We start from the raw sequence: 21,040 nt of genomic DNA, 5'->3' as shown, positions 1-21,040 counted from the left end.
TGCGGAACTAGCGCCCGAGCCTGAGGGGGCGCTTTCTCTCAATGACCACCTTGTTTGGGCCACCTTGGCCTCCGTGGAAGAACACCTCGAGCTTCTTGCGGAAATGCCCCTTTGGTTTTGGTCCTGGAAGGCCCGGTGGGTGTGTGCGCCCTTTGACAGGTTGGCTCTTGTTGAGAGGTCCTGCCTTACGGTGGTCCGGGATGTGCGCCGCCTTTTGGCACTGGTCTGGCTAGCGTCCGCTCGCGGGATTCCCGTTCGGTGCTTTGCGCACGATCCGGCTAATGCTGGAATTCGTGGAGTAGCCAACCATTGTCCGCTGCGGCCGCTGAGTGCCAAGCAAACTCACTTTCTAGAGCCAACACGGCCTCCCAAGAGCGCTGGGGAATTTTGGAGGTTTGCTTTTCTCACTGCGGTGAACCGCCAAAGCTTGGTACTATTCTTAGATGCGGGGGATGGGCGGCCAGGGGTGTTGTTTACAGGAGACTCTGATTTAAAGGGCGTGGACGTAGGAAATGTCCCGCCCTGGAGTGTTGTCACCGCACCACACCATGGATCGCACGAAAATCGGTTGGTTTATACCTCCATCAAGGAGCCGATGGTGTGGGTTCGTAGCGATGGCTATTCGAAAAAACGACCCTGCGCAGAGTTCCTCCAGGCGCAAGGGCGCCGGTTCTGCACCTTGTGCCGAAACAGCGGGAACCCCAAGCAAGCGATCCGCCTTCACCTAAAGCGGAACTCATGGGTCCGGAGACAAACGAGGCTGTGCGCATGCCGCTAACGAGAGGGAGCATGAATGACCCGTAAACTCATTGAAGTGGCGTTGCCCCTTCCTGAAATCAACGATGCGTCGGCGTACGACAAGATGCCGGGAATTGGGGCGCACCCCAAGGGGATTCACCACTGGTGGGCGCGGTTGCCGCTGCCGGTGGCGCGGGCCGTGCTTTTCGCCTCGGTGGTGGACGACCCCAGCAGCCATCCGGAAAAGTTCCCTACTGAGGAAGCGCAGGAGGCCGAGCGAGAGCGGCTGTTTGGAATCGTCCGGCGGATGATGTCGAAGCAACTGCACAAGCACCCTGAGATCTACGCCGAGGCTCGGGAGGAGATGCTGAAGTACTGCGACGGGAAGCTGCCGCCGGTGCTGGATCCGTTTGCGGGTGGTGGCTCAATTCCGCTGGAAGCGGCGAGACTGGGGTTTGAGGCGTACGCTGCCGATCTCAACCCGGTGGCAGTTTTGCTCAACAAGTGCAACCTGGAAATCGTTCCCCGTTGGGCCAACCACCCACCGGTAAACCCGGAAACCCGAGAAAAAATCGGGGGAACTGAGGGCGGGAACGGTGCCGACGGGCTTGCTGCCGACGTGCATTACTACGGGCAGGTGATCCTGGAACGGGCCCGAAAGCGGATTGGCCATCTGTATCCGCCGGTGAAGGTGACAGCCGAAATGGCCGCTGAACACCCACATCTCCAGCCCTACGTGGGGAAGGAACTGCCGGTGATCGCTTGGATTTGGGCGCGGACGGTGCCCAGCCCAAACCCGGCGGCCCGGGGCGCTCACGTGCCGCTTATGAGCACCTTCTGGCTGTCGAGCAAGAAAGGTAGCGAGGCCTGGCTGGAGCCGGTGGTGGACCGGGCGCAAAACACCTGGCGCTTCCTTGTGCGCACCGGGGCGCCGAAGGACCGGGAAGCGGTCAAGGCCGGCACCAAGACCGGTCGTGCCCAGTTTCGCTGTCTGCTGACGGGAGACCCCATCTCGGACGACCACATCAAGAAGGAAGGACGAGCGGGTCGGCTGGGTCAGCGCCTGGTGGCGATTGTGGCTGACACTGGTCGGGGACGGGTTTACGTACCGGCAACCACGTCACACGAGGCCGTTGCCGGGCAAGGGGAGCCGTCTTGGAGGCCTGGGGGAGAAATCCCGCCCAAGCTAACGGGTGGAACATGTGCGCTGTACGGACTTACGAAAATGGGCGACCTGTTTACCCCGCGCCAGCTCACGGCGATGGTGGCGCTTTCGGACCTGATCTGGGAGGTGCGGGCGGACGTGCGGCAGGATGCGTTGGCCGCCGGACTTTCCGAAGCGGACGCCGACGCCTACACCGCCGCCATCGTTACCTTCCTGGCCTTGGCCCTGGACCGCTGCGCGGATTTCAATAATGCACTATGTCGGTGGGAAGCCAGTCGAGTTGAGATCAAGAACCTATTTGCGAGACAGGCCATTCCAATGGTCTGGGATTTCGCGGAAGGCAATCCGCTCGGATCGCCTCGTTCCGGATTCGACGTTTGCCTGGAGCGCGTCGTCGAAGGGTTGGAGCACGTTTACGCTTCTGGTTCCAATATCGGCCACGCCCGCCCCATTGACGCCGCGCGGCCTTGGGATGAGATCTCCAGCGTGCTTATCAGTACCGACCCCCCCTACTACGACAACATCGGCTATGCGGCGCTTTCGGACTTCTTTTACGTCTGGCTGCGCCGTACCATTGGCGACCTTTACCCGGACCTTTTTGCCACCATCCTGGTGCCAAAAGAGCCTGAGCTGGTGGCGGCTCCCGAGCGGTTCGACGGCGACAAGCGCAAGGCCAAAGAGCACTTCGAGCAGGGCTTCCGCCGGGCTTTTGCCATCCTGAGGGAGAAGATGGACCAGCGGTTTCCGCTTACGGTGTACTACGCGTTCAAGCAGGATGATGTGGAGAGCGGAGAGGACGGGGAGGAAAACGAACAAAACGAGGAAGCCCGGATCGACCGCACCACCGGGTGGGAGACCATGCTCGAAGCGTTGATCGGCACGGGGTTCCAGATCACCGCCACCTGGCCGGTGCGAGCCTCGCAGAAGTGGCGGATGAACGCCATGGAGACTAACGCCCTAGCCTCCTACATAGTGATTGCTTGCCGGCCACGGCCCGAGGGCGCGCCCCAGACGGACCGGCGGTCCTTCGTGGCCGAGCTCAAGAGGGAGCTTCCAGTGGCGCTGCGGCGCCTGCGGCAGGGGAATATCGCCCCGGTGGACTTTGCCCAGGCCGCCATCGGCCCGGGAATGGCCATTTACTCGAAGTACCGTCGGGTGCTGGAAGCCAGCGGCCGGCCCATGACCGTGCGTACCGCCCTTGGTCTTATCAACCAAGTGCTCACCGAGGTGCTTTCGGAGCAGGAGGACGAGTTTGACAACGACACCCGCTGGGCTATCGCCTGGTTCGAGCAACACGGGTTTTTCGAAGGGGATTTCGGCAACGCGGAGCTGCTTTCCAAAGCCAAAGCGACCAGCGTGAACGGTCTGGTGGAGGCCGGAATCGTGGCCACCAGGGCGGGCGGGGTGCGGCTGCTGCGCCCGGAGGAACTTAAAAAAGATTGGGATCCTGCCACCGACAAGCGCTTTACGGTTTGGGAAGCCACCCACCACCTGCTTCGGCTTTACTGGTACGAAAAGGCCGGAGAGGAAGCCACAGCGCTGCTTTTGCAGAGGCTGGGCAGCTATGGGGAGCTGGCGCGGGAGCTCGCCTACCGGCTTTACAACGTATGCGAGAAGCGAAACTGGTCCCAGGAAGCCCAGGGGTACAACGCGCTGGTGGTGGGCTGGCCGGAGTTGGCCAGACTTTCCCGGATAGTGGTTTCCACCAAGCAGCTTACCCTTGAGACGACCTGATGGCTGGGGATTTTCTCATTGTGCTGAGACGCAAAGGACCGCACACCGTCCTGGCCACCCGAAGGTGCGACGGGTGTGCCAGCATATTAAAGGCTTGCGCCCATAGGACGGAAATTGAAGAGAGGGGTGTAGGACAATGGCCATAACCAATCACGAGCGGGTGGGGAAGGCGTTAGAGCTGCTACGCGCTGGCTTGGCGCCGTTTGTGGAGCGGGAGTTCCAAAATCGGTACCAAGGCCAGGGTCAGGCGGAGGCAACCAAGCTTTTGGGGGATGATCGGTTGCTTGCTGGCAAGCCAATCAGGGAGTGGGACGCGGGGGCGCTGCTGAGGGTGATGTGGGAGGCGTGGAATGAAATTTTTCGGCCCATCCTGGGCCAGGCGGAACGTTCCCTGGTTTCTGAGCTGCGAGAGTGGCGAAATAAGTGGGCGCACCAGGAAGCGTTCACCGGTGACGACGCTTATCGTGCGCTGGATTCAGCCGAACGTCTACTTACAGCTATCTCTGCACCGCAGGCAGCGGACCTAGCGCGCATGAAGCAGGAGCTTTTGCGGGTGCGGTTTGATGAGCAGCTGCGTACAGAGCGGAGAAAGGTAGGGGGATCGCTTGTCGCGGCAGCCACCACAGGCGCATTAAAACCGTGGAGAGAGGTCATTTTTCCTCATCCAGACGTGGCAAACGGCCGGTACCAACAAGCCGAATTCGCCGCCGATCTGTGGCAGGTGTACCTTGAAGAGGCCGCCTCGGAGTACCAGGATCCGGTTGAGTTCTTCCACCGCACGTACCTCACCGATAGCCTCAAGCGTCTCTTGGTGAGCGCAGTCCGTCGGCTCTCTGGCTCCGGTGGGGACCCGGTAGTGCAGCTCCAGACCAACTTCGGAGGTGGTAAGACTCATGCCATGCTGGCGTTGTACCACCTTTTCTCGGGAACTCCGCCTGCTGAATTACCTGGCGTCGAAACTGTGCTCGCCGAGGCTGGGGTGCAGAGTTTGCCCCGGGTCTATCGAGTGGTGCTCGTAGGGAACCGCATTTCTCCGGGTAACCCCAGTGTGAAGCCGGATGGGACGGTTGTTCGCACCCTGTGGGGGGAACTGGCCTGGCAATTGGGGTTTGCAGCGGGCGGGATAGCAGAAGCAAGGAAAGCTTTTGGGCGAGTGGCGAAGGACGATGAGAACGCTACAAATCCCGGGGATACCTTAAGGGGGCTGTTCAAAGCGTACAGCCCATGCCTGGTGCTCATAGATGAGTGGGTGGCGTACGCCAGGCAACTGCACGATAACCCAGATCTGCCCGGCGGAACCTTCGATACGCAGTTCACGTTCGCCCAGGCGCTTACGGAATGCGCACGAGCGGCAAGGAATTGCCTGCTGGTGGTTTCTTTGCCGGCATCCGACACGCCTGCTTCTCCCCGCGTGATGGCCGAAGACATCGAGGTGGGCGGTGTGCGCGGGCGCGAGGCTCTGGATCGGCTACGAAACGTGATCGGCCGCATCGAGGCACCCTGGCGACCGGCCACGACCGAGGAAAGTTTCGAAATTGTTCGCCGGAGGCTTTTTCAGAAGATGACTGAACCCGATCAGTTCAGGGATCGGGATGTCACAGCTCGGGCTTTTGCCGACCTCTATCGCGGGCAAAAAGGTGAATTTCCTCCGGAATGCGGCGAGGCGGAATATGAGAGAAAATTGAGGGCCGCGTATCCCATTCACCCAGAAGTGTTTGCCAGGCTTTACGAAGACTGGTCCACGCTCGCGAAGTTTCAGCGCACCCGTGGAGTTCTGCGGTTGATGGCGGCGGTAATCCATACCCTCTGGGAACGAGGTGACCGGAACCCGCTCATTCTGCCGTCCACCATTCCCATGGACGATCCTCGGGTGCGGTCTGAGCTTACGCGCTACCTTTCGGACAATTGGACGCCGGTAATCGAAAAGGATGTGGACGGCCCGAGCTCGCTTCCGGTGCGACTGGACTCGGAAGTTCCTAACCTCGGAAAGTACCATGCGTGTCGCCGAGTGGCTCGCACCATTTACCTGGGCTCGGCTCCGATTCAAGGTGCCGCCCACCAGGGCATCGAAGATCGCCGGATTCGGCTGGGTTGCGTAATGCCGGGAGAGGCTCCAGCCGTTTTCGGTGACGCCCTACGTCGGCTGGCAGCAGAGGCTACCTACCTTTATCAGGACGGAAATCGCTATTGGTACTCGACCCAGCCTACCGTTACGAGCCTTGCGGAGGATCGTGCCCAGCAACTTGCACGTGAAACGGAAAAGGTGGCCCGTGAGATCGAACGGCGAGTACGAGAAGAGGTTCGCCAGCGCCCGGGCGAATTTGGCCGTGTTCATGACTTTCCACGTAGCACGCAAGATGTGCCCGACGACTGCGATGCGAAGCTTGTGATCCTTGGAATTGACTATCCGCACACAAAAGGCCAGCAAAGCCCAGCCTTAACCTTTGCAAAACAAATTCTGGAGTGGCGCGGCAGCTCTCAACGCTACAACCGGAATACGCTAGTTTTCCTGGCGGCGGATCAGACTCGGCTACAAGACTTGGAAGAGGCAACACGGCGCTATTTGGCATGGGAGTCTATCCTTCAGGACAGGGATCCGCTGGATCTCTCTCCCCATCAGGTACGGCAGGCCGAAACGCAAAAGGCAGACGCTGACGCGGCCGTCAGAGCTCGGATCCCCGAGACGTATCAGTGGCTGTTGGTGCCGGTTCAAATTAACGCACAGAGTGAAGTTACGTGGCAGGAAATTCGCCTCCAGGGCACCGAAGGGCTTGCAGTGCGCGCCAGTGCAAGGCTCATAAGGGAAGAGCTGCTGTTGACCTCTTTGGCGGGCACGCGACTTCGAATGGAGCTAGACAACGTGCCCCTGTGGCGTGGAGATCACGTGAGTGTTCGCCAGCTTGCGGATGATTTTGCGCGCTACCTTTATTTGCCACGTCTGAAGGGGCCGGCAGTGCTGGCGCGCGCGGTTGAAGACGGGGTGGAACTAAAGACCTGGGAGCGGGACGGCTTTGCCTACGCTGACAGTCTGGATGAGCAGGCTGGCCGCTACCGGGGCCTACGTGGTGGGCAATCCGTTCGCATCCCCGTTGAGGGGTTGCCAGGCTTAGTTGTCAAGCCTGAAGTTGCCAGGGAGCAACTGGGAAAAGAGAGCAGCGAGCGAACCACGACCCCAGCCGCAGTAACTCACGTTGCGGAAGTGGAAACAGCTTCAGGTTACGACGTAGGGCCAACACCTCCTCCCGCCCCGGAGCCCCCAACTCGGTTCCACGGGAGCGTGACCCTCGACCCTCTTCGGCCCGGGGCGGATGCCGGCAGGGTCGCCGAGGAGGTGATCGCCCACCTCGCGGGTTTACCTGGGGCTCGGGTTTATTTAACGCTAGAAATAGAGGTGGTGGTTACGCAAGGCGTGCCGGATCACGTGGTTCGCACGGTCACCGAAAATTGCCGGACGCTGAAGTTTACCAGCCACGGCTTCGAGCGGAATTGAAGCGTTTACGAGCCAGGAACTGGCTTAATCAAAGGGTAGTTTGCAGGACGCATAGTCATTATTCGTGCCTGTGAGTAAACGGAGCCGATGGCCCCACGTTCTTCCCAGGTTGCTTTCCAGCGAGCGGGTCTTTCGCTGTGGCCAGCCCTTAAAAGAGGTGTTAGTTAGGGGGGTACCTGAATGTGCAGTGGTTCTCAGGCGAGCAGGCTCACAGGACAGGGTAGCTTTTTACACTAAGGTTTGCCCCGTCAATGACGAGGAGCGTGCCTTGTTCCACGGGAGTCCATGTTTCGTCAGTTAGTTGCTCGGAGCACACTAGAACAGCACGTTCTCCAGCCAGCCGTTTGCTTTTTAAAAGCGCAGGGAGTTCGTGAGAGCTTGCCTGAAGCGGAGAGGTCATTGTCCCGTCGCGGACCAGGTAAAAAAGCGTGTAGTAGTTTGGCTTTTGTGTTGCGTGCCGGAAAACGTACAACTCGGGCCCGTTGGCAAGCAAGAAATTGAGACTGCTGAGAGTTAGGTCTTGCACGCCACGGATTGCTGAGCGGATTCCATTGAGTGTGTGGTCGCAGCCCTCAATGTTTTGGAGAATCCAAAGGAAGAACGTTTCGGAGTCGGTTTCGCCACGAAGGCATTGACGGTAGCTTTTCCGGAGCAGTCCAAGGAGTTTTTCACGATCCAGCGAGCCATTGTGGGCGAAGACCCAATCCCCGTGACGGAAAGGATGGGTGTTTTCCATCTTTTTTTCTCCTATTGTTGCGAACCGAACATGGCAGACAAACACTTGCCCTTTCGCTTCTACGCTTACGTGTTTATAGTGTTCACTGGTATCAGCACGGTAGGGTTCTTTGCGGATTTCCCATCCTTTGAAATGAGTCCACCACGCTATACCCCACCCATCAGGGTTCTTGGCAGCGTGGTCGCCAAACTTGCCTAACGAAAAAGAAAGGTCGACAGGTTTGTTGGCTACAAGTCCCAAAAGCCTGCACATGGCGCCTCCTAGCAATCACGACAAGTGCGGGCCCCAGGGCCCGCGGCGATGTCCGGCCGATTGGAAAGAAAAATTTGGGCTCACCAGGTGAAGCCGATTCCAGCAGTATGCTCTTCGTAAGTCGCTCAACGTGGGCATCGCCCAAAGTGTAGCGCAGAGATGCCGAAGTTTTCGTGGTCAGGGTAGCGGGGGCGGTGTAGGTAGGCGTAAATGTTTCTGAGCGATACCCGCATCGAGCTTTCACAAACCAAACTGGGTTCTCAGCGTACAGTTCGCCTGTAAGCGGCGGAAGTGGGTGTCGCCAAGTTTACCTTGGATGGAATTGGGCGGGAAAGCTCAGGGGTAAGGGCGGATGCCCGCATCTTTTGGGTCTGTGATTTCGCCGGTGAGGAATTTTGTGTTTCCTGGAAATGCGGAGCGGCAAGGTTGCGGGCCGGGCCCGGCGATCTGTGGGTGGGAAATCTGACCCTGCAGGCGAAGGAGTGGGGAGCTGTCCTTGAAAAAAGGATAGATCCGGGTTAAATTGTTCTTCATGGAAGGACAGCTTCGGGAGCTTTTGCGGCAGAAGATCGTAGATTACGAGGCAGCGCCGCTTCCTTCTTTCACCCGTCGCGATGTGTACGTGCCGCGCCTTCCTGGCAAGGCAGTGGCGGTGATTGGCATGCGCCGGGCGGGGAAGCCACGTTTCTCTGGCAGGTCCTTTCGGAACGGCTGGCAGCTGGCACGCCCCGGGAGGGCATTCTTTTCTTCGGCTTCGACGATGAGCGTTTGGTGGGGCTTACGGCCGCCGACCTTGGCCTGCTTGTTGAGGAGTACTACCGACTCCACCCCGAATGGCGCAGCGGTCGTCGTGCCCCGTTTCTTCTGGACGAGATCCAGCTGGTGGAAGGCTGGGAGCGCTTTGCCCGCAGGGTTCTCGACACCGAAAACCTGGATTTGTACGTTTCTGGTTCGTCAGCGCGGATGCTTTCCCGGGAGGTGGCCAGTAGCATGCGGGGTCGGGCGGTGGAGGCTGTGGTGTTTCCTTTCAGCTTTTGCGAGTTTCTGCGTCACCGCGGCAGGGAAGTTGAAAACCCCGAGCGGGTCACCAAGGCGGAGCGGTCCCTGCTCCGCAGGGAGCTGGAAACCTACCTGGAGGTCGGCGGTTTCCCCGAGGCGCAAGGGGCCTCGGCCAGGGATCGGGTGGAGCTTTTGCGCAGCTACGTGGACCTGGTGTTGCTGAGGGACGTGGTGGAGCGCTACCAGATTTCCCAGCCACTGGCGCTGCGGTCCTTGACACGCCACCTGCTGGCCAATGCCGGCGGGCTTTTTAGTGTCCACCGCTTTTACAACGACCTGCGCTCCCGCGGCGTGCGCATCGCCAAGGATTCGCTGCACACTTACCTTGGCCACCTGGAGGATGCCTTTTTGGTGCACAGCGTTTGGCTCGCCACCGACTCCGAGCGGCGGCGCATGAGCAACCCGCGCAAGGTTTACCCTGCCGATCCCGGCTTGATCCCGGTTTTTGACCGCAGCGGTCGCCTGCAACCCTCCAAGGCGCTGGAGACTGCCGTTTGCATCGAGCTTCTAAGGCAGGGGGGAACGGTCAGCTACGTGCGGACCAGGGAGGGCTTTGAGGTGGATTTCCTGGTGCGCTGGCCTGAAGGGGGCGAGGAGCTGATCCAGGTGTGTGCCGAGGGCGGTGAGCCGGGGACGTCCGAGCGCGAGGTGCGGGCGCTTTTGAGCGCTGCCGAGGACCACCCCGATGCGCTTTGCTCGGTGGTGACGCCGGCCCCGGAGACCTTTCGCCAGATTCCGCCGCAAATTCGCGTGCACGAGGCCAGCCTCTGGTTTTTGCAGCGGGAGCGAGGGACCCTTAAGGCGCCCACCGCCGGGAAACCTTCAAAGCGCCGGGGTCGGAGCGCAGGCAAGTAGGGGAAGAACTCCGGCGAAGCCCGCACAAAGGTGCTCGCGCAGGCGTTCCCGTCGAAGCGCGAATTGGCTTGGGAATGGACACAGACGCGGGCAGCGGGCAGCACGCCTCTTCACGGAGGGGTGGAGCGTGTGATTCACAAACCAAGGTTTGGCCTGGGCGTAAACTGTTAGTACGAGCGGCGGAGGTGGGTATGGCCAGGTTTACGCTGGATGTGAACGGGGTAAAGAGGACCGTGGAGGTGGCGGCGGATACGCCGCTTTTGTGGGTGCTGCGGGATCATTTGGGGCTTGTCGGCACCAAGTACGGCTGCGGGGTGGGGCTTTGCGGGTCCTGCACGGTGTTGGTGGACGGGGAAGCGGAGCGCAGTTGCAGCGTGGCGGTTTCCCAGGTGGTGGGGAAGAAAATCCTCACCATTGAGGGCCTGGGGGGCCAACACCCGGTGCAGGAGGCGTTTGTGGCGGAGGATGTGCCCCAGTGCGGCTACTGTCAGTCGGGGCAGGTGATGCAAGCGGTGGCGCTTTTGTCCAAGAACCCCCATCCCACGCCGGAGCAGGTGGCGGCGGTGATGGGGGACATTTTGTGCCGGTGTGGCACCTATGACCGCATCGCCAAAGCCGTGGCCCGGGTGGCCAGGAGGTGAGCCATGAAAGGCCAGGGGTTGTCCCGGCGGGAGCTTTTGAACCTTTCGATGATGGTGGGAGGGGGCCTGGTGCTGGGCCGCGTCTTTCCGGCCCTGGCGGAGGAGCCGGCAGCCCTGCAACCCAACCCCTTCGTGCGGGTGGGGACCGACGGCCGCGTCACCATCTGGGTGAACAAGTCGGAGATGGGACAGGGGGTGCTCACCGGTCTTGCGCAAATCATTGCCGATGAGCTGGGGGCGGATTGGAGCCAGGTGGAAGCGGTGCAAGCGGACGCCGATGCCAAGTTTGGCAACCAGAACACCGGTGGCTCCACGGCGGTGCGCACGCAGTTTGAGGAGCTGCGCAAGGCGGGAGCGGCGGCGCGGGAGATGCTGGTGCAGGCGGCGGCCAAGCGGTGGGGTGTGCCGGCGGAGACGCTCATCGCCAGAGGCGGGAAGGTGCTGGATCCCAAAACCGGCTCGAGTTTGGCGTTTCGGGAGCTGGTGGCGGAGGCGGCCAAGCTGCCGGTGCCGCAAAACCCGCGGCTTAAGGACCCCAAAGACTTCGATTTCATTGGTAAGCCTCTGCCCCGTGTGGATGCCCGGGCCAAGCTCACCGGCAAAGCCACCTTTGGTTGCGACGTGCGTCTTCCCGGGATGCTTTTCGCGGTGGTGGCCCGCCCTGAGGTGTTTGGGGCCAGGCTGGTGAGCTTCGAGGAGAAGCCGGCACTGCAGGTGGAAGGGGTGGTGAAGGTGGTGCCGGTGAGCTCCGGGGTGGCGGTGGTGGCCCGGGACACCTGGGCAGCGCTCAAGGGCCGGGCGGCGCTGAAGGTGGTGTGGGAACCCGGGGAAGCGGCCAGCTTTTCCAGCAAGGCTTTGTTGACCACAATGGAGGAGCTGGCCCCTAAACCGGGGAAGGAAGCGGCCAAGCACGGTGAGGGTTTTCTGCTGCCGGCGGGGGCACGGAAGCTGGAGGCAAGCTTTTCCCTGCCCTTTTTGGCTCACGCGCCCATGGAGCCGCAAAACGCCACCGCCTGGTTCCACGATGGCGGCCTGGAGGTTTGGGCGCCCACCCAGGTGCCCATGCCCGCCCGGCAGGAAGCGGCGCGGGTGGCGGGGCTGCCGGTGGAAAAGGTGACGCTGCACGTGACGTTCTTGGGCGGCGGTTTTGGGCGGAGGCTTTCCTCGGATTTCGTGGCCGAAGCGGTGGAGGTGGCCAAGCACTTTACGGTGCCGGTGCAGCTTTTGTGGACGCGGGAAGACGACATGACCCACGACTTTTACCGGCCGCCTTCGGTGCATTTCCTGCAAGCTGCTATTGCCGGCAAGCAAATCCTGGCCTGGCGGCACCACCAGGTGACCTGCTCCATTGGCCAGCAGCGCAACCCTTCCCGGGCGGGGCAGGTGGATCGCGGGGCGTTGGAAGGGGCCGAGCCGCCCTACGCCATTCCCCACTGGCTTTTGGAGCAGACCCTGCTGCCGGTGCCGGTGCCGCTGGGGGCGTGGCGTTCGGTATACGCCTCGCAAAACCCCTTTGCCTCCGAGCACTTTTTTGACCTGGTGGCGCGGGAACTCAAGGCGGATCCTTACCAGTTGCGCCTCAAGCTTCTCCCCGAGGGACCGCTGAAGGCCGCGCTGCGGCTGGCCGGCGAGAAGGCAGGTTGGGGCAAGCCCCTGCCCGCGGGCTGGGGTCGAGGCGTGGCCTGCTGCAGCTCCTTCGGCTCCCACGTGGCGGAGGTGGCGGAGGTCTCGGTGCGGAAAGAGAAGCTCAAGGTGGAGCGGGTGGTGGTGGCCATCCACTGCGGCCGGGCGATTAACCCGCGGCTGGTGGAACAGCAGCTGGTGAGCGCGGTGGTTTTTGGGCTTTCTGCCTTTTTGCGCGGCCGCATCACGGTGGAAGGCGGCAAGGTGCTGGAAACCAACTTCGACCGCTACGAACCCCTGCGCTTTCACGAGATGCCCAGGGTGGAAGTGCACATCGTGCCCAGCGAGGAGCCACCGGGAGGGGTGGGGGAGCCGGGGGTGCCGCCGCTGGCTCCGGCGGTGGCCAACGCCATCCTGGCGGCCACAGGGAAGGCGGTCAACCGCCTGCCTTGGGAAGCCTAGACTCGGGATCGGGCACCTACCTGAGGCGAGCTGCTCGGGAGTTGCCCGCTGTCTGCAAGCGGGCAGCACCGAGCGGGGTCAGTTGCGCTGAACGCCGGGTGTTGTCGTACGGTGAGGGGCGGAGGGCCACTGGGCCGCGGGTGTCGGCGTGGTGCTTGCAAACCGGGTCTGGATGTGTGCTAACCTTAAACGAGATGTGGTTGGGGTCAACGAGCTTTTTCGTTCGGTTGCTTCCTTTCCTTCACAGACCAACGCCAACTGGCGGGTTCATGTCTCTGTGGGGGCGAGCGCTGGAGGTCTCGGGGGTGGGGCTGTGGGACCACAATTTGGTCACCGGTAAGGTCATCCGTACCCCCGAATGGGCGCGCATGCTGGGCTACGAGCCTGAGGAAATCCCTCCCACCAGCGAGGCGTGGCGGGCGCTGATCCACCCCGAGGACCTGCCGGCGGTGGATGAAGCGGCGTACCGGCACCAGGTCGGGGAAAGCCCGGAGTTCGAGGTAGAGCACCGGCTGCGAACCAAATCCGGCGATTACAAATGGATTCTCAACTGGGGTCGGGTGGTGGAGAGAGACGCTTCCGGGCGAGGCTTGCGGGCGTTGGGTGCCCATGTGGACATCCACCGGCGGAAAACGGCGGAACTCGAGCGGGAACAGCTCCTGGCCGAGCTTTTGAGGGCGCAGAGCGAAATGCGGCAGCTGAAAGGGATTATCCCCATTTGTGCATCCTGCAAGCGGGTCCGGATTGATGCGGATTCCTGGCAGCAGCTGGAGGCGTACATCCGCGAGCACTCGGAGGCCGACTTTAGCCACGGCCTCTGTCCGGATTGCCTGGAAAAGTACTTCCCGGCTCCCAAGAAGGAGTAAGGCTTTCGGGGGCAGCCGTGGGGCGCGCGCTCCGCGCGCGCGTCGTCGCGGCTCCGAGCTTGTTCGCTTCGCTTGTTTTCTGCAAGCACGTCGTGCTTGCCCCACATAGGAGGGAACAATGTGGGGCACGCCCGCCGGGCGTGCGTCCTTCCCGCTCCGCGCGCGTTTTTCCCGCAGCGAGCTTGGTCATGTTCCTTCTTTTATGCAAGCACGTCGTGCTTGCCCCACATAGGAGGGAACAATGTGGGGCACGCCCGCCGGGCGTGCGTCCTTCCCGCTCCGCGCGCGTTTTTCCTGCTCCGCGCATGCATCAGCTGGCGGCGTCAGGCTCTGCCGTATCCCTTCATCTCCCCGGAGTCTTTTTCGTGACCGCTGGCAAACCGTTGCTACGAAGGAAGCGTGGGCAACGTGATTTCTCTGGGAACCGCCGGCAACCCGGCAATGGGAACCCGCGGCCGGTAGAGGGTGTCCCGCTCCACGGGAATGCGCCGGGCTTCGCGGATGAGCCGTTCCAGCTCGGCCCGGGGCATGCCCTTGCCGGCCTGTCCGCCGGCAGCGTAGGTGATGCGCTCATCCACCACCGTGCCGTCCAGGTCGTTGGCGCCAAAGTGCAGGGCCACCTGCGCGGTTTTGTGCCCCAGCATGATCCAGTACGCCTTGATGTGGGGGATGTTGTCCAGCATCAGCCGCGCCAGGGCAACCGTTTGCAGGTCCAGCTTACCGGTGGGGCCGGGGAGGTGGCTTAAGCGGGTGTGGGCGGGGTGAAAGGCTAAGGGGATGAAGCACTGGAAGCCACCGGTTTGGTCTTGCAGTTCCCGCAGCTTGATGAGGTGGTCCACCCGGTGCTCGGGCCTTTCCACATGGCCGTAAAGCATGGTGCAGTTGGATTTCAAGCCCAGGGAATGGACGATGCGGGCCACTTCCAACCAGCGTTCCCCCGAGGTTTTGTGGTCGCAAATTTGCGCCCGCACTTCCGGGGCAAAGATCTCCGCCCCGCCCCCGGGGCAGGAATCAAGCCCCGCTTCCTTCAAGCGCAGCACCACCTCTTCCACCGGTAGCTTGGCCCGCTGGGAGAGGAAGTCCAGCTCCACCATGGTGAGGGCTTTGATGTGAATCCAGGGAAAGCGCGCTTTCAATGCGCGGAAAAGCTCCTCGTAGTACTCCACCCCCAGCTTGGGGTGAAGGCCACCGACGATGTGCAGCTCGGTGACCGACTCGTCCACATCGGCAGCGGCCACCTCCACCGCTTGCTCCACCGAATACGTCCAGCCCCGGCTTCCCCCGTACTTTTCGGCAAAGGCGCACAGGGCACAGGAGGCCACGCACACATTGGTGGGGTTGAGGTGGCGGTTGACGTTGTAGTAGGTGATGTCGCCGTGGAGCTTTTCCCGCACGAAGTTGGCCAGGCGCCCCACCCCCAAAAGGTCAAAGGTGGTGGCCACCACCATGCCGTCCTCAAAGGAAAGCCGCTCGCCGGCCAGCACCTTGCGGCCAACGGGTTCTAAGCGTGGGTCCTGAAAACGAAACACATTTCCCCCAGCAGGTGCAACTTTACCATGCCACGGGAGGCGAGAGCCTACTGGCCCGGCGCCCTATGCCCGAACTTCACCACCATCACCGGGCAAGGGGCCAGGTACATGACCCGCCGGGTCACCGAGCCCAGGATCGCTTGTTGCAGGCCCGAGGTGCCGTGGGTGGCCATGATGATGAGGTCGCAGCTGTTCTCCTGGGCAAAGCGGGCGATGGCTGGAGCCGGCTTACCACGAATGACCGCGACCTCCACTTGTAGGTCCTTGGGAAGGGTATCCCGCACTTCCTCCAAGCTGGATTGGGCCGCTTCCCGCAGGTGCCGGTAGTAATCGGCCCACGGCAGCTGCAGGGAAAGGATGTCGGGGTTGGGGAAGGAATCGTCCACCACCGAAAGCAGCGTGAGCTTGGCATGGCACGCTCGGGCTAGCTCTGCCCCGATGCTCACAGGTTGTGGGGCAATGTCGTTGAAGTCCAAAGGCACCAAGATATGCCGGAACACCAGCACCTCCCTTTTCTTTTTTTATGATAACCCGGCTAGCGCTCGCTTAAATGAAGCAGGGCTTCCCGCACGTCCCGGTTTTGCGGGTCGTACTTGAGGACGTTTTCCAGACACCGCCGCTGCTTTTCGGTGTCCCCCCGTAAGGCCCAGTAGTTGGCGAGAGCTAGCCACGCGGGGGTGAAGGTGGGCTCCATTTCTAAAGCCTGCTTGAGGTGGGCCAGCGCCCGCTGCCGCGCTAGCGGGTTGGCCACCTCCACCTCGGCCAAGCGCACCAGCGAGTGGGGATCGGGGAGCAAGCTCACCGCGCGGCTCAAAAGCCGTACTGCCTGCCGTTCGTCACCGCCCTGGGCTAAAAGCGCCAGGGCTTGCTCCTTATCCCGCTGCGCTTGATCCAGCTCCTCCTCGGTGGGCTCCCGGTCGGCTTCCAGCGCCGGCAACCCACCCTCCCGGGCAATGCGGGCCAGCCTCTCCCGGAGCTTAGGGCTTGCCGGTGGGAAGCGGGGCTTTTCCGGCTTTGGGGCCGGGGCGTCGGCGGGGACCAGCAAACCGGCACAAGCCAACGCGGCAAAAGCGCGAGAGAGCGGTTGCGTTTGCTCGGGGAGCAGGCGTTGCAGGTCGGCAAGCGCCAGCGGCGAGCCAAGCCGGTCCCACACGAAAGCCTCCAGCGGCACGAGGCTCACGTTGGGGGTGAGGTTGCCGCCTGCCCGGACGAAAGGGCGGTTGGTTCCCAGAAGGTCCAGAACCGGCGAAAGATCCTGGGTGCGGCGCAGGGCCTCCAGGATGACCCAGCTGAGCGGCAAGGCCAGAGGCACCGAAGGCGCTTTTGGCTCCACCACCCTGTACTCTCCGGAGGCGGCCACCAAACGGGCTAAAGCAATAGCAGGTACGAGGGAAGCCTCGGTGGGGTCAAGCCCGGGTTTGAGCTCCTCTTCCGGAGAAGACGACGAAAAGCCCACCACCTTGCCTTCGGCCAAGGCAAAGGTGCGGGTGACGCCGGCGTGCACCAGCTCCACTGCCGCCTTGACCGCGTGAGCGTGCCGCTGGAGCAGGAACGGGGCTTGTCCCACCCGGAAGCTTTCACCCACGATCGCCACGCTGGGTATTCTAATTCCCTGAGCTCCCCCAGGCGCCGGTGCTAAACTTTTCTGCCTGTTGGGCAAGGGAGGGAGAGGTGGTCCGAACCCGCATTGCACCGTCACCTACGGGCGATCCCCACGTGGGAACCGCGTACGTGGCGCTTTTCAACTACGCCTGGGCCAAGAAAAACGGTGGCCAGTTCATCCTCCGCATTGAGGACACCGATCGGGAGCGCTCCAGCCGCGCTTCCGAGCAAATGATCTTTGAGTCGCTGCGGTGGCTGGGCCTTTCGTGGGACGAAGGCCCCGATGTGGGTGGGCCGCACGCCCCGTACCGGCAATCGGAGCGAACCGCCATTTACCAGCAGCATGTGGAGGAGCTCATCGAGCGGGGGGCTGCCTACCCCTGCTTTTGCACCAAGGAGCGCCTGGACGCCCTGCGGGAAGAGCAGCGCCGGGCCAAAGCCCCGGTGATGGGCTACGACCGGCACTGCCGCCGCATCCCCAAGGCCGAAGCGCAAGCCCGAAGGCGAGCGGGCGAGCCCCACGTGGTGCGGTTGGCCATGCCCACCGAGGGCGTCACCAAGGTACGGGACTACCTGCGCGGCGAGCTGGAGTTCGACAACACCCTCATTGACGACCAGGTGCTTTTGAAAAGCGACGGCTTTCCCACCTACCACCTGGCCAACGTGGTGGATGACCACCTTATGGGCGTGACCCACGTGATTCGCGCCGAGGAGTGGATCTCCTCCCTGCCCAAGCACGCCCAGCTTTACCGGGCTTTCGGCTGGGAGGAGCCGGTCTTTTGCCACCTGCCGCTTTTGCGCAACGCCGACCGCTCCAAAATCTCCAAGCGCAAGAACCCCACTTCTTTGAACTTTTACCGGCGGGCGGGGTTTTTGCCCGAAGCGCTTCTCAACTACCTGGCGCTCATGGGCTGGACCATGCCCGACGGGCGGGAGGAGTTCACGCTTTCTGAGTTTGTGGAGGCTTTCACCTTGGACCGCATCGTCCTGGGCGGGCCGGTTTTTGACCTCACCAAGCTCACCTGGCTCAACGGCAAGTACATCCGCAGCTTAAGCCCGGAAGAGCTGCTTTCCCGCCTGCGGGCGGATCTGCTGGGCGATGACTACCTGCTCAAGGTTTTGCCCCTGGTGCGCGAGCGCATTGACAAGCTGGAAGACTTCATCGCGTACGCCTCGTTTTTCTTTGTGGGGGAGGTGAGCTACGGCCCGGAGGTGCTGCCCAAGCTGGTCATGAAAAAGCCCACCCCTGCTGAAGCGGCGGCGGTTTTGGAAGACCTCCTGGAGGAGGAGCTGGACCCACTTTTGGAGTGGACCAAGGACAACCTGGAGGCCGGCCTGCGCCGCTTTGCCGAGGCGCGAGGGTTGCGGGCCGGGGATTTCTTCATGGCGGTGCGGGTGGCGGTCACGGGGCGCACCGCCACGCCGCCGCTTTTTGAAACCATGGAGGTGCTGGGCAAGGAAACCTGCCGGCGGCGCCTGCGGCACGCCATTGGGGTGCTGAAGAGTGCGGTAACGACGAAGGGAGCTTAAGCCATGGCCAACGACACCCAGCGCGTGAGCGAGTTTCCGGCGGAGGGCAGCGATTTCATTCGGGAGATCATCCGCGCTGACCTGGCCTCGGGGAAACACCGCACGGTCATCACCCGCTTCCCCCCCGAACCCAACGGCTACCTGCACATTGGCCACGCCAAGGCCATTTGCCTGAACTTCACCCTGGCCCAGGAGTTTGGCGGCCGCTGCCACCTGCGCTACGACGACACCAACCCCACAAAGGAAGAGCAGGAGTACATCCAAGCCATCGAGCGGGACGTGCGGTGGCTGGGCTTCGATTGGGGGGAGCACCTTTACTTTGCCTCGGATTACTTCGAGCAGATGTACCAGTGGGCGGAAAAGCTCATCCTCAAAGGGAAGGCCTACGTATGCGACTGCACCCCCGACGAGGTGCGGGAAAAGCGAGGCACGCTGACCGAGCCGGGGGTTCCTTGCGAGCACCGCAACCGCAGCGTCGAGGAAAACCTGGAGCTCTTCCGCCGCATGCGTGCCGGGGAGTTTCCCGACGGCAGCCGGGTTTTGCGGGCAAAAATCGACATGAGCTCCGGCAACGTGAACATGCGGGATCCGGTGATGTACCGCATCCTCCATGCCCCGCACCCCCACGCGGGCGACAAATGGTGCATTTACCCCATGTACGACTACGCCCACCCCTTGGAGGACGCCATTGAGGGCATCACCCACTCCATTTGCACCTTGGAGTTTGAGGACCATCGGCCCCTTTACGACTGGTTCATTGACGAACTGGAGCTGCCCGAACCCCACCCGCAACAAATCGAGTTTGCCCGCTTGAACCTCACCTACACGGTGATGTCCAAGCGCAGGCTCTTAAGCCTGGTGCAGGAAGGGTTTGTGGCCGGGTGGGATGACCCGCGCATGCCCACCATTGCTGGCCTGCGGCGCCGGGGGGTTCCCCCCGAGGCCATTCGCCTTTTTGCTGAGCGCATTGGCGTGGCCAAGCGCAACAGCGTGGTGGACGTACAGCTTTTCGAGCACTGTATCCGCGAGGTGCTCAACCGCACCGCACCGCGCCGTTTTGCGGTGCTGGATCCGGTCAAGCTGGTGGTCACCAACTACCCGGAAGAGCAGGTGGAGTGGTTTGCCGTCCCCAACAACCCCGAAGACCCCACGGCCGGCGAGCGGCAGCTGCCCTTTACCCGGGAGCTCTGGATCGAGCGGGAAGACGTGCGGCCGGAGCCGCTGCCCAAGTACTTCCGCCTTTACCCCGGCAACGAAGTGCGGTTGCGGGGCGCGTACCTCTTCACCTGCCGGGAGGTCATCACCGACCCGCATAGCGGCCAGGTGGTGGAAGTGCGCGGTGAAATTGACCCCCAGAGCCGGGGCGGGCAGGCCCCCGATGGCCGCAGGGTGAAAGCTACCATTCACTGGCTTTCCTGTGGCCATGCCCGGGAGGCCGAGGTGCGGCTTTACGACTACCTCTTCGAGAAGCCGGATCCCGACGACGTGCCCGAGGGCAAAACCTGGAGGGACAACCTCAACCCCAACTCGCTCACCGTGCTCAAAAACGCCAAAATTGAGCCGCTTTTGGCGCAAGCTGCGGTGGGGGAGCGCTTCCAGTTTGAGCGGGTGGGCTACTTTGCGGTGGACCCCGACACCACCCCGGAACGCCCGGTCTTCAACCGCATCGTCACCCTCAAAGACGAGTGGGCCAAGCTCGCGAAGAAAATGTCCTTTTAAGCCTCAGGCTCCGCTGCGTGGTTGCCAAGGAAAATGTGGGGCCGCCAAGGAAAATGTGGGGCCGCCGCTCCGCGGCGGCAAACAGAAAAAAAGACCCGCGACGGAGCGCGGGTCCCACATTTTTCGCGTGGGTCCCACAGAAAGAGTTGCAGCTAGCTACCGGATGAAGATCCCCCGATCACCTGAGCTACCGCAGCGTAATCGGCGTCGGCAAGTCCGGCGTTTTCTGTGGCGGCAAAGAGCGCTTCCAGGCTGGCCACCAGGGTGGGGTTGATACCCAAGGCCTCGGCGGTGGTGCGAATGAGCCGCACGTCCTTGAGCATGTGCTTGGCGGGGAAGTTGACCTTGGCGTGCAGAGGGTCCAGCATGACCGGCAGCTTGCGCTCGAAGGTGGGGGCGTAAAAGGCACTTGGCCGCAGGATCTCCAGGAAAAGCTCCAGGGGCACATGCGCCTTCTGCACCAGAGCCAGAGAGGTGGCAAACGCCGCCGCTTGAGCGGCAATCAAGTGGTTGAGGGCCAGCTTCAGGGTGGCTGCAGCACCCACCGGCCCAATCCAGCGGGGGTTGGGCCCAAAACAGCGAAACACCGGGAGAAGCTCCTCAAACAGAGCTTTTTCGCCCCCAGCCATGACCTCCAGCTTCCCCGCTTCCGCTTGCGGCACCGAGCCCAGAACTGGGGCTTCCAGGTAGCGGCCTCCGTGGCTTGCAATTTCTGCGGCCAAGGTCTTGCTTTCCTCCGGGCCAATGGTGCCCATTTGCACCACAGTTTTTCCTGATAAAAAGGGCGCAGTTTCCGCGGCCAGCAGGGTTTTGCCGATGGCCTCGGCGTGGGCCAGCATCAGAATGGCAACATCTGCGTGCTCCAGGGCTTGAGCTGGGGTTGTGGCCACCTGGGCTCCCAGCGCCGCCAGGGGCGCCGCCTTTTCGTGGGTGCGGTTCCATGCGGTGACCGGAAAACCTGACTCCAGGAGTCGCTTGGCCATGGGGAAACCCATGAGGCCGGTACCAAAAAACGCAACGTTCCGAGACGTGCTCATGC

The 21,040-nt window shown here is 62.2% G+C and carries 13 protein-coding genes; 8 read left to right on the top strand and 5 right to left on the bottom strand.

Translation table 11 applies throughout. From position 1 onward, the window contains the following. The first annotated feature begins 793 nt into the window (after positions 1-793). Together EG19_RS09440 and EG19_RS09435 are read left to right on the top strand one after the other, a co-directional pair. On the top strand, positions 794-3,637 hold the full coding sequence (locus EG19_RS09440) for a DUF1156 domain-containing protein (RefSeq protein WP_038049905.1): 2,844 nt from the start codon (positions 794-796) through the stop codon (positions 3,635-3,637). Positions 3,638-3,773: 136 nt separating this feature from the next. After that, the gene (locus EG19_RS09435; RefSeq protein ID WP_038049904.1) at positions 3,774-7,127 is read left to right on the top strand and encodes a Swt1 family HEPN domain-containing protein; all 3,354 of its coding nucleotides are present in this window, start codon (positions 3,774-3,776) and stop codon (positions 7,125-7,127) included. Between the two features lie 208 nt (positions 7,128-7,335). On the opposite strand, the gene EG19_RS13195 is transcribed toward EG19_RS09435, so the two are convergent. Beyond that, entirely contained in the window at positions 7,336-8,115 is a 780-nt protein-coding gene (locus EG19_RS13195) for a class II glutamine amidotransferase (protein ID WP_081800085.1), read from the bottom strand. A gap of 522 nt (positions 8,116-8,637) precedes the next feature. Between EG19_RS13195 and EG19_RS09425 the strand changes: the two genes are divergently transcribed. From EG19_RS09425 to EG19_RS09410, 4 genes are all read left to right on the top strand, one after another. Further along, entirely contained in the window at positions 8,638-10,029 is a 1,392-nt protein-coding gene (locus tag EG19_RS09425) for an ATP-binding protein (RefSeq protein WP_268746953.1), read from the top strand. Between the two features lie 191 nt (positions 10,030-10,220). Continuing rightward, positions 10,221-10,670, top strand: coding sequence for a (2Fe-2S)-binding protein (locus EG19_RS09420; protein WP_038049902.1), 450 nt, complete (start codon positions 10,221-10,223; stop codon positions 10,668-10,670). A gap of 3 nt (positions 10,671-10,673) precedes the next feature. Beyond that, positions 10,674-12,755, top strand: a complete 2,082-nt coding sequence (locus tag EG19_RS09415; RefSeq protein ID WP_038049901.1) for a xanthine dehydrogenase family protein molybdopterin-binding subunit — start codon at positions 10,674-10,676, stop codon at positions 12,753-12,755. A gap of 269 nt (positions 12,756-13,024) precedes the next feature. Then, entirely contained in the window at positions 13,025-13,621 is a 597-nt protein-coding gene (locus tag EG19_RS09410; RefSeq protein WP_161685546.1) for a PAS domain-containing protein, read from the top strand. A gap of 386 nt (positions 13,622-14,007) precedes the next feature. Here the strand turns inward: EG19_RS09410 and mqnE are convergent, their stop codons facing one another. The 3 genes from mqnE to EG19_RS09395 are packed head-to-tail and all read right to left on the bottom strand — an operon-like array spanning position 14,008 to position 16,744. Further along, a complete protein-coding gene (mqnE, locus tag EG19_RS09405; RefSeq protein ID WP_081800083.1) occupies positions 14,008-15,150 on the bottom strand; it encodes an aminofutalosine synthase MqnE in 1,143 nt (380 codons plus the stop codon). Between the two features lie 47 nt (positions 15,151-15,197). Beyond that, a complete protein-coding gene (locus EG19_RS09400) occupies positions 15,198-15,650 on the bottom strand; it encodes a universal stress protein (RefSeq protein ID WP_053335168.1) in 453 nt (150 codons plus the stop codon). Between the two features lie 35 nt (positions 15,651-15,685). Beyond that, positions 15,686-16,744: a tetratricopeptide repeat protein gene (locus EG19_RS09395; protein ID WP_152544013.1), complete on the bottom strand. Its 1,059-nt coding sequence runs from the start codon at positions 16,742-16,744 to the stop codon at positions 15,686-15,688. Positions 16,745-16,821: 77 nt separating this feature from the next. Here EG19_RS09395 and gltX point away from each other — a divergent pair, with 77 nt between their 5' ends. Together gltX and EG19_RS09385 are read left to right on the top strand one after the other, a co-directional pair. After that, entirely contained in the window at positions 16,822-18,282 is a 1,461-nt protein-coding gene (gltX, locus tag EG19_RS09390) for a glutamate--tRNA ligase (RefSeq protein ID WP_038049899.1), read from the top strand. Positions 18,283-18,285: 3 nt separating this feature from the next. After that, a complete protein-coding gene (locus tag EG19_RS09385; protein ID WP_053335167.1) occupies positions 18,286-20,001 on the top strand; it encodes a glutamine--tRNA ligase/YqeY domain fusion protein in 1,716 nt (571 codons plus the stop codon). 152 nt (positions 20,002-20,153) lie between these two features. On the opposite strand, the gene EG19_RS09380 is transcribed toward EG19_RS09385, so the two are convergent. Then, positions 20,154-21,038, bottom strand: coding sequence for an NAD(P)-dependent oxidoreductase (locus EG19_RS09380; RefSeq protein WP_038049898.1), 885 nt, complete (start codon positions 21,036-21,038; stop codon positions 20,154-20,156). Positions 21,039-21,040 lie beyond the last annotated feature (2 nt).

The organism is Thermoanaerobaculum aquaticum, from assembly GCF_000687145.1.
Lineage (GTDB): Bacteria > Acidobacteriota > Thermoanaerobaculia > Thermoanaerobaculales > Thermoanaerobaculaceae > Thermoanaerobaculum > Thermoanaerobaculum aquaticum.
This window is presented reverse-complemented; position numbering and strand designations above follow the sequence as displayed.

Excerpts from the sequence above, each read along its gene's own strand:
- EG19_RS09440 (WP_038049905.1), top strand. The coding sequence starts at position 794 with ATGACCCGTAAACTCATTGAAGTGGCGTTGCCCCTTCCTGAAATCAAC.
- EG19_RS09435 (WP_038049904.1), top strand. The coding sequence starts at position 3,774 with ATGGCCATAACCAATCACGAGCGGGTGGGGAAGGCGTTAGAGCTGCTA.
- EG19_RS13195 (WP_081800085.1), bottom strand. The coding sequence starts at position 8,115 with ATGTGCAGGCTTTTGGGACTTGTAGCCAACAAACCTGTCGACCTTTCT.
- EG19_RS09420 (WP_038049902.1), top strand. The coding sequence starts at position 10,221 with ATGGCCAGGTTTACGCTGGATGTGAACGGGGTAAAGAGGACCGTGGAG.
- EG19_RS09415 (WP_038049901.1), top strand. The coding sequence starts at position 10,674 with ATGAAAGGCCAGGGGTTGTCCCGGCGGGAGCTTTTGAACCTTTCGATG.
- EG19_RS09410 (WP_161685546.1), top strand. The coding sequence starts at position 13,025 with ATGTCTCTGTGGGGGCGAGCGCTGGAGGTCTCGGGGGTGGGGCTGTGG.
- EG19_RS09385 (WP_053335167.1), top strand. The coding sequence starts at position 18,286 with ATGGCCAACGACACCCAGCGCGTGAGCGAGTTTCCGGCGGAGGGCAGC.
- EG19_RS09380 (WP_038049898.1), bottom strand. The coding sequence starts at position 21,038 with ATGAGCACGTCTCGGAACGTTGCGTTTTTTGGTACCGGCCTCATGGGT.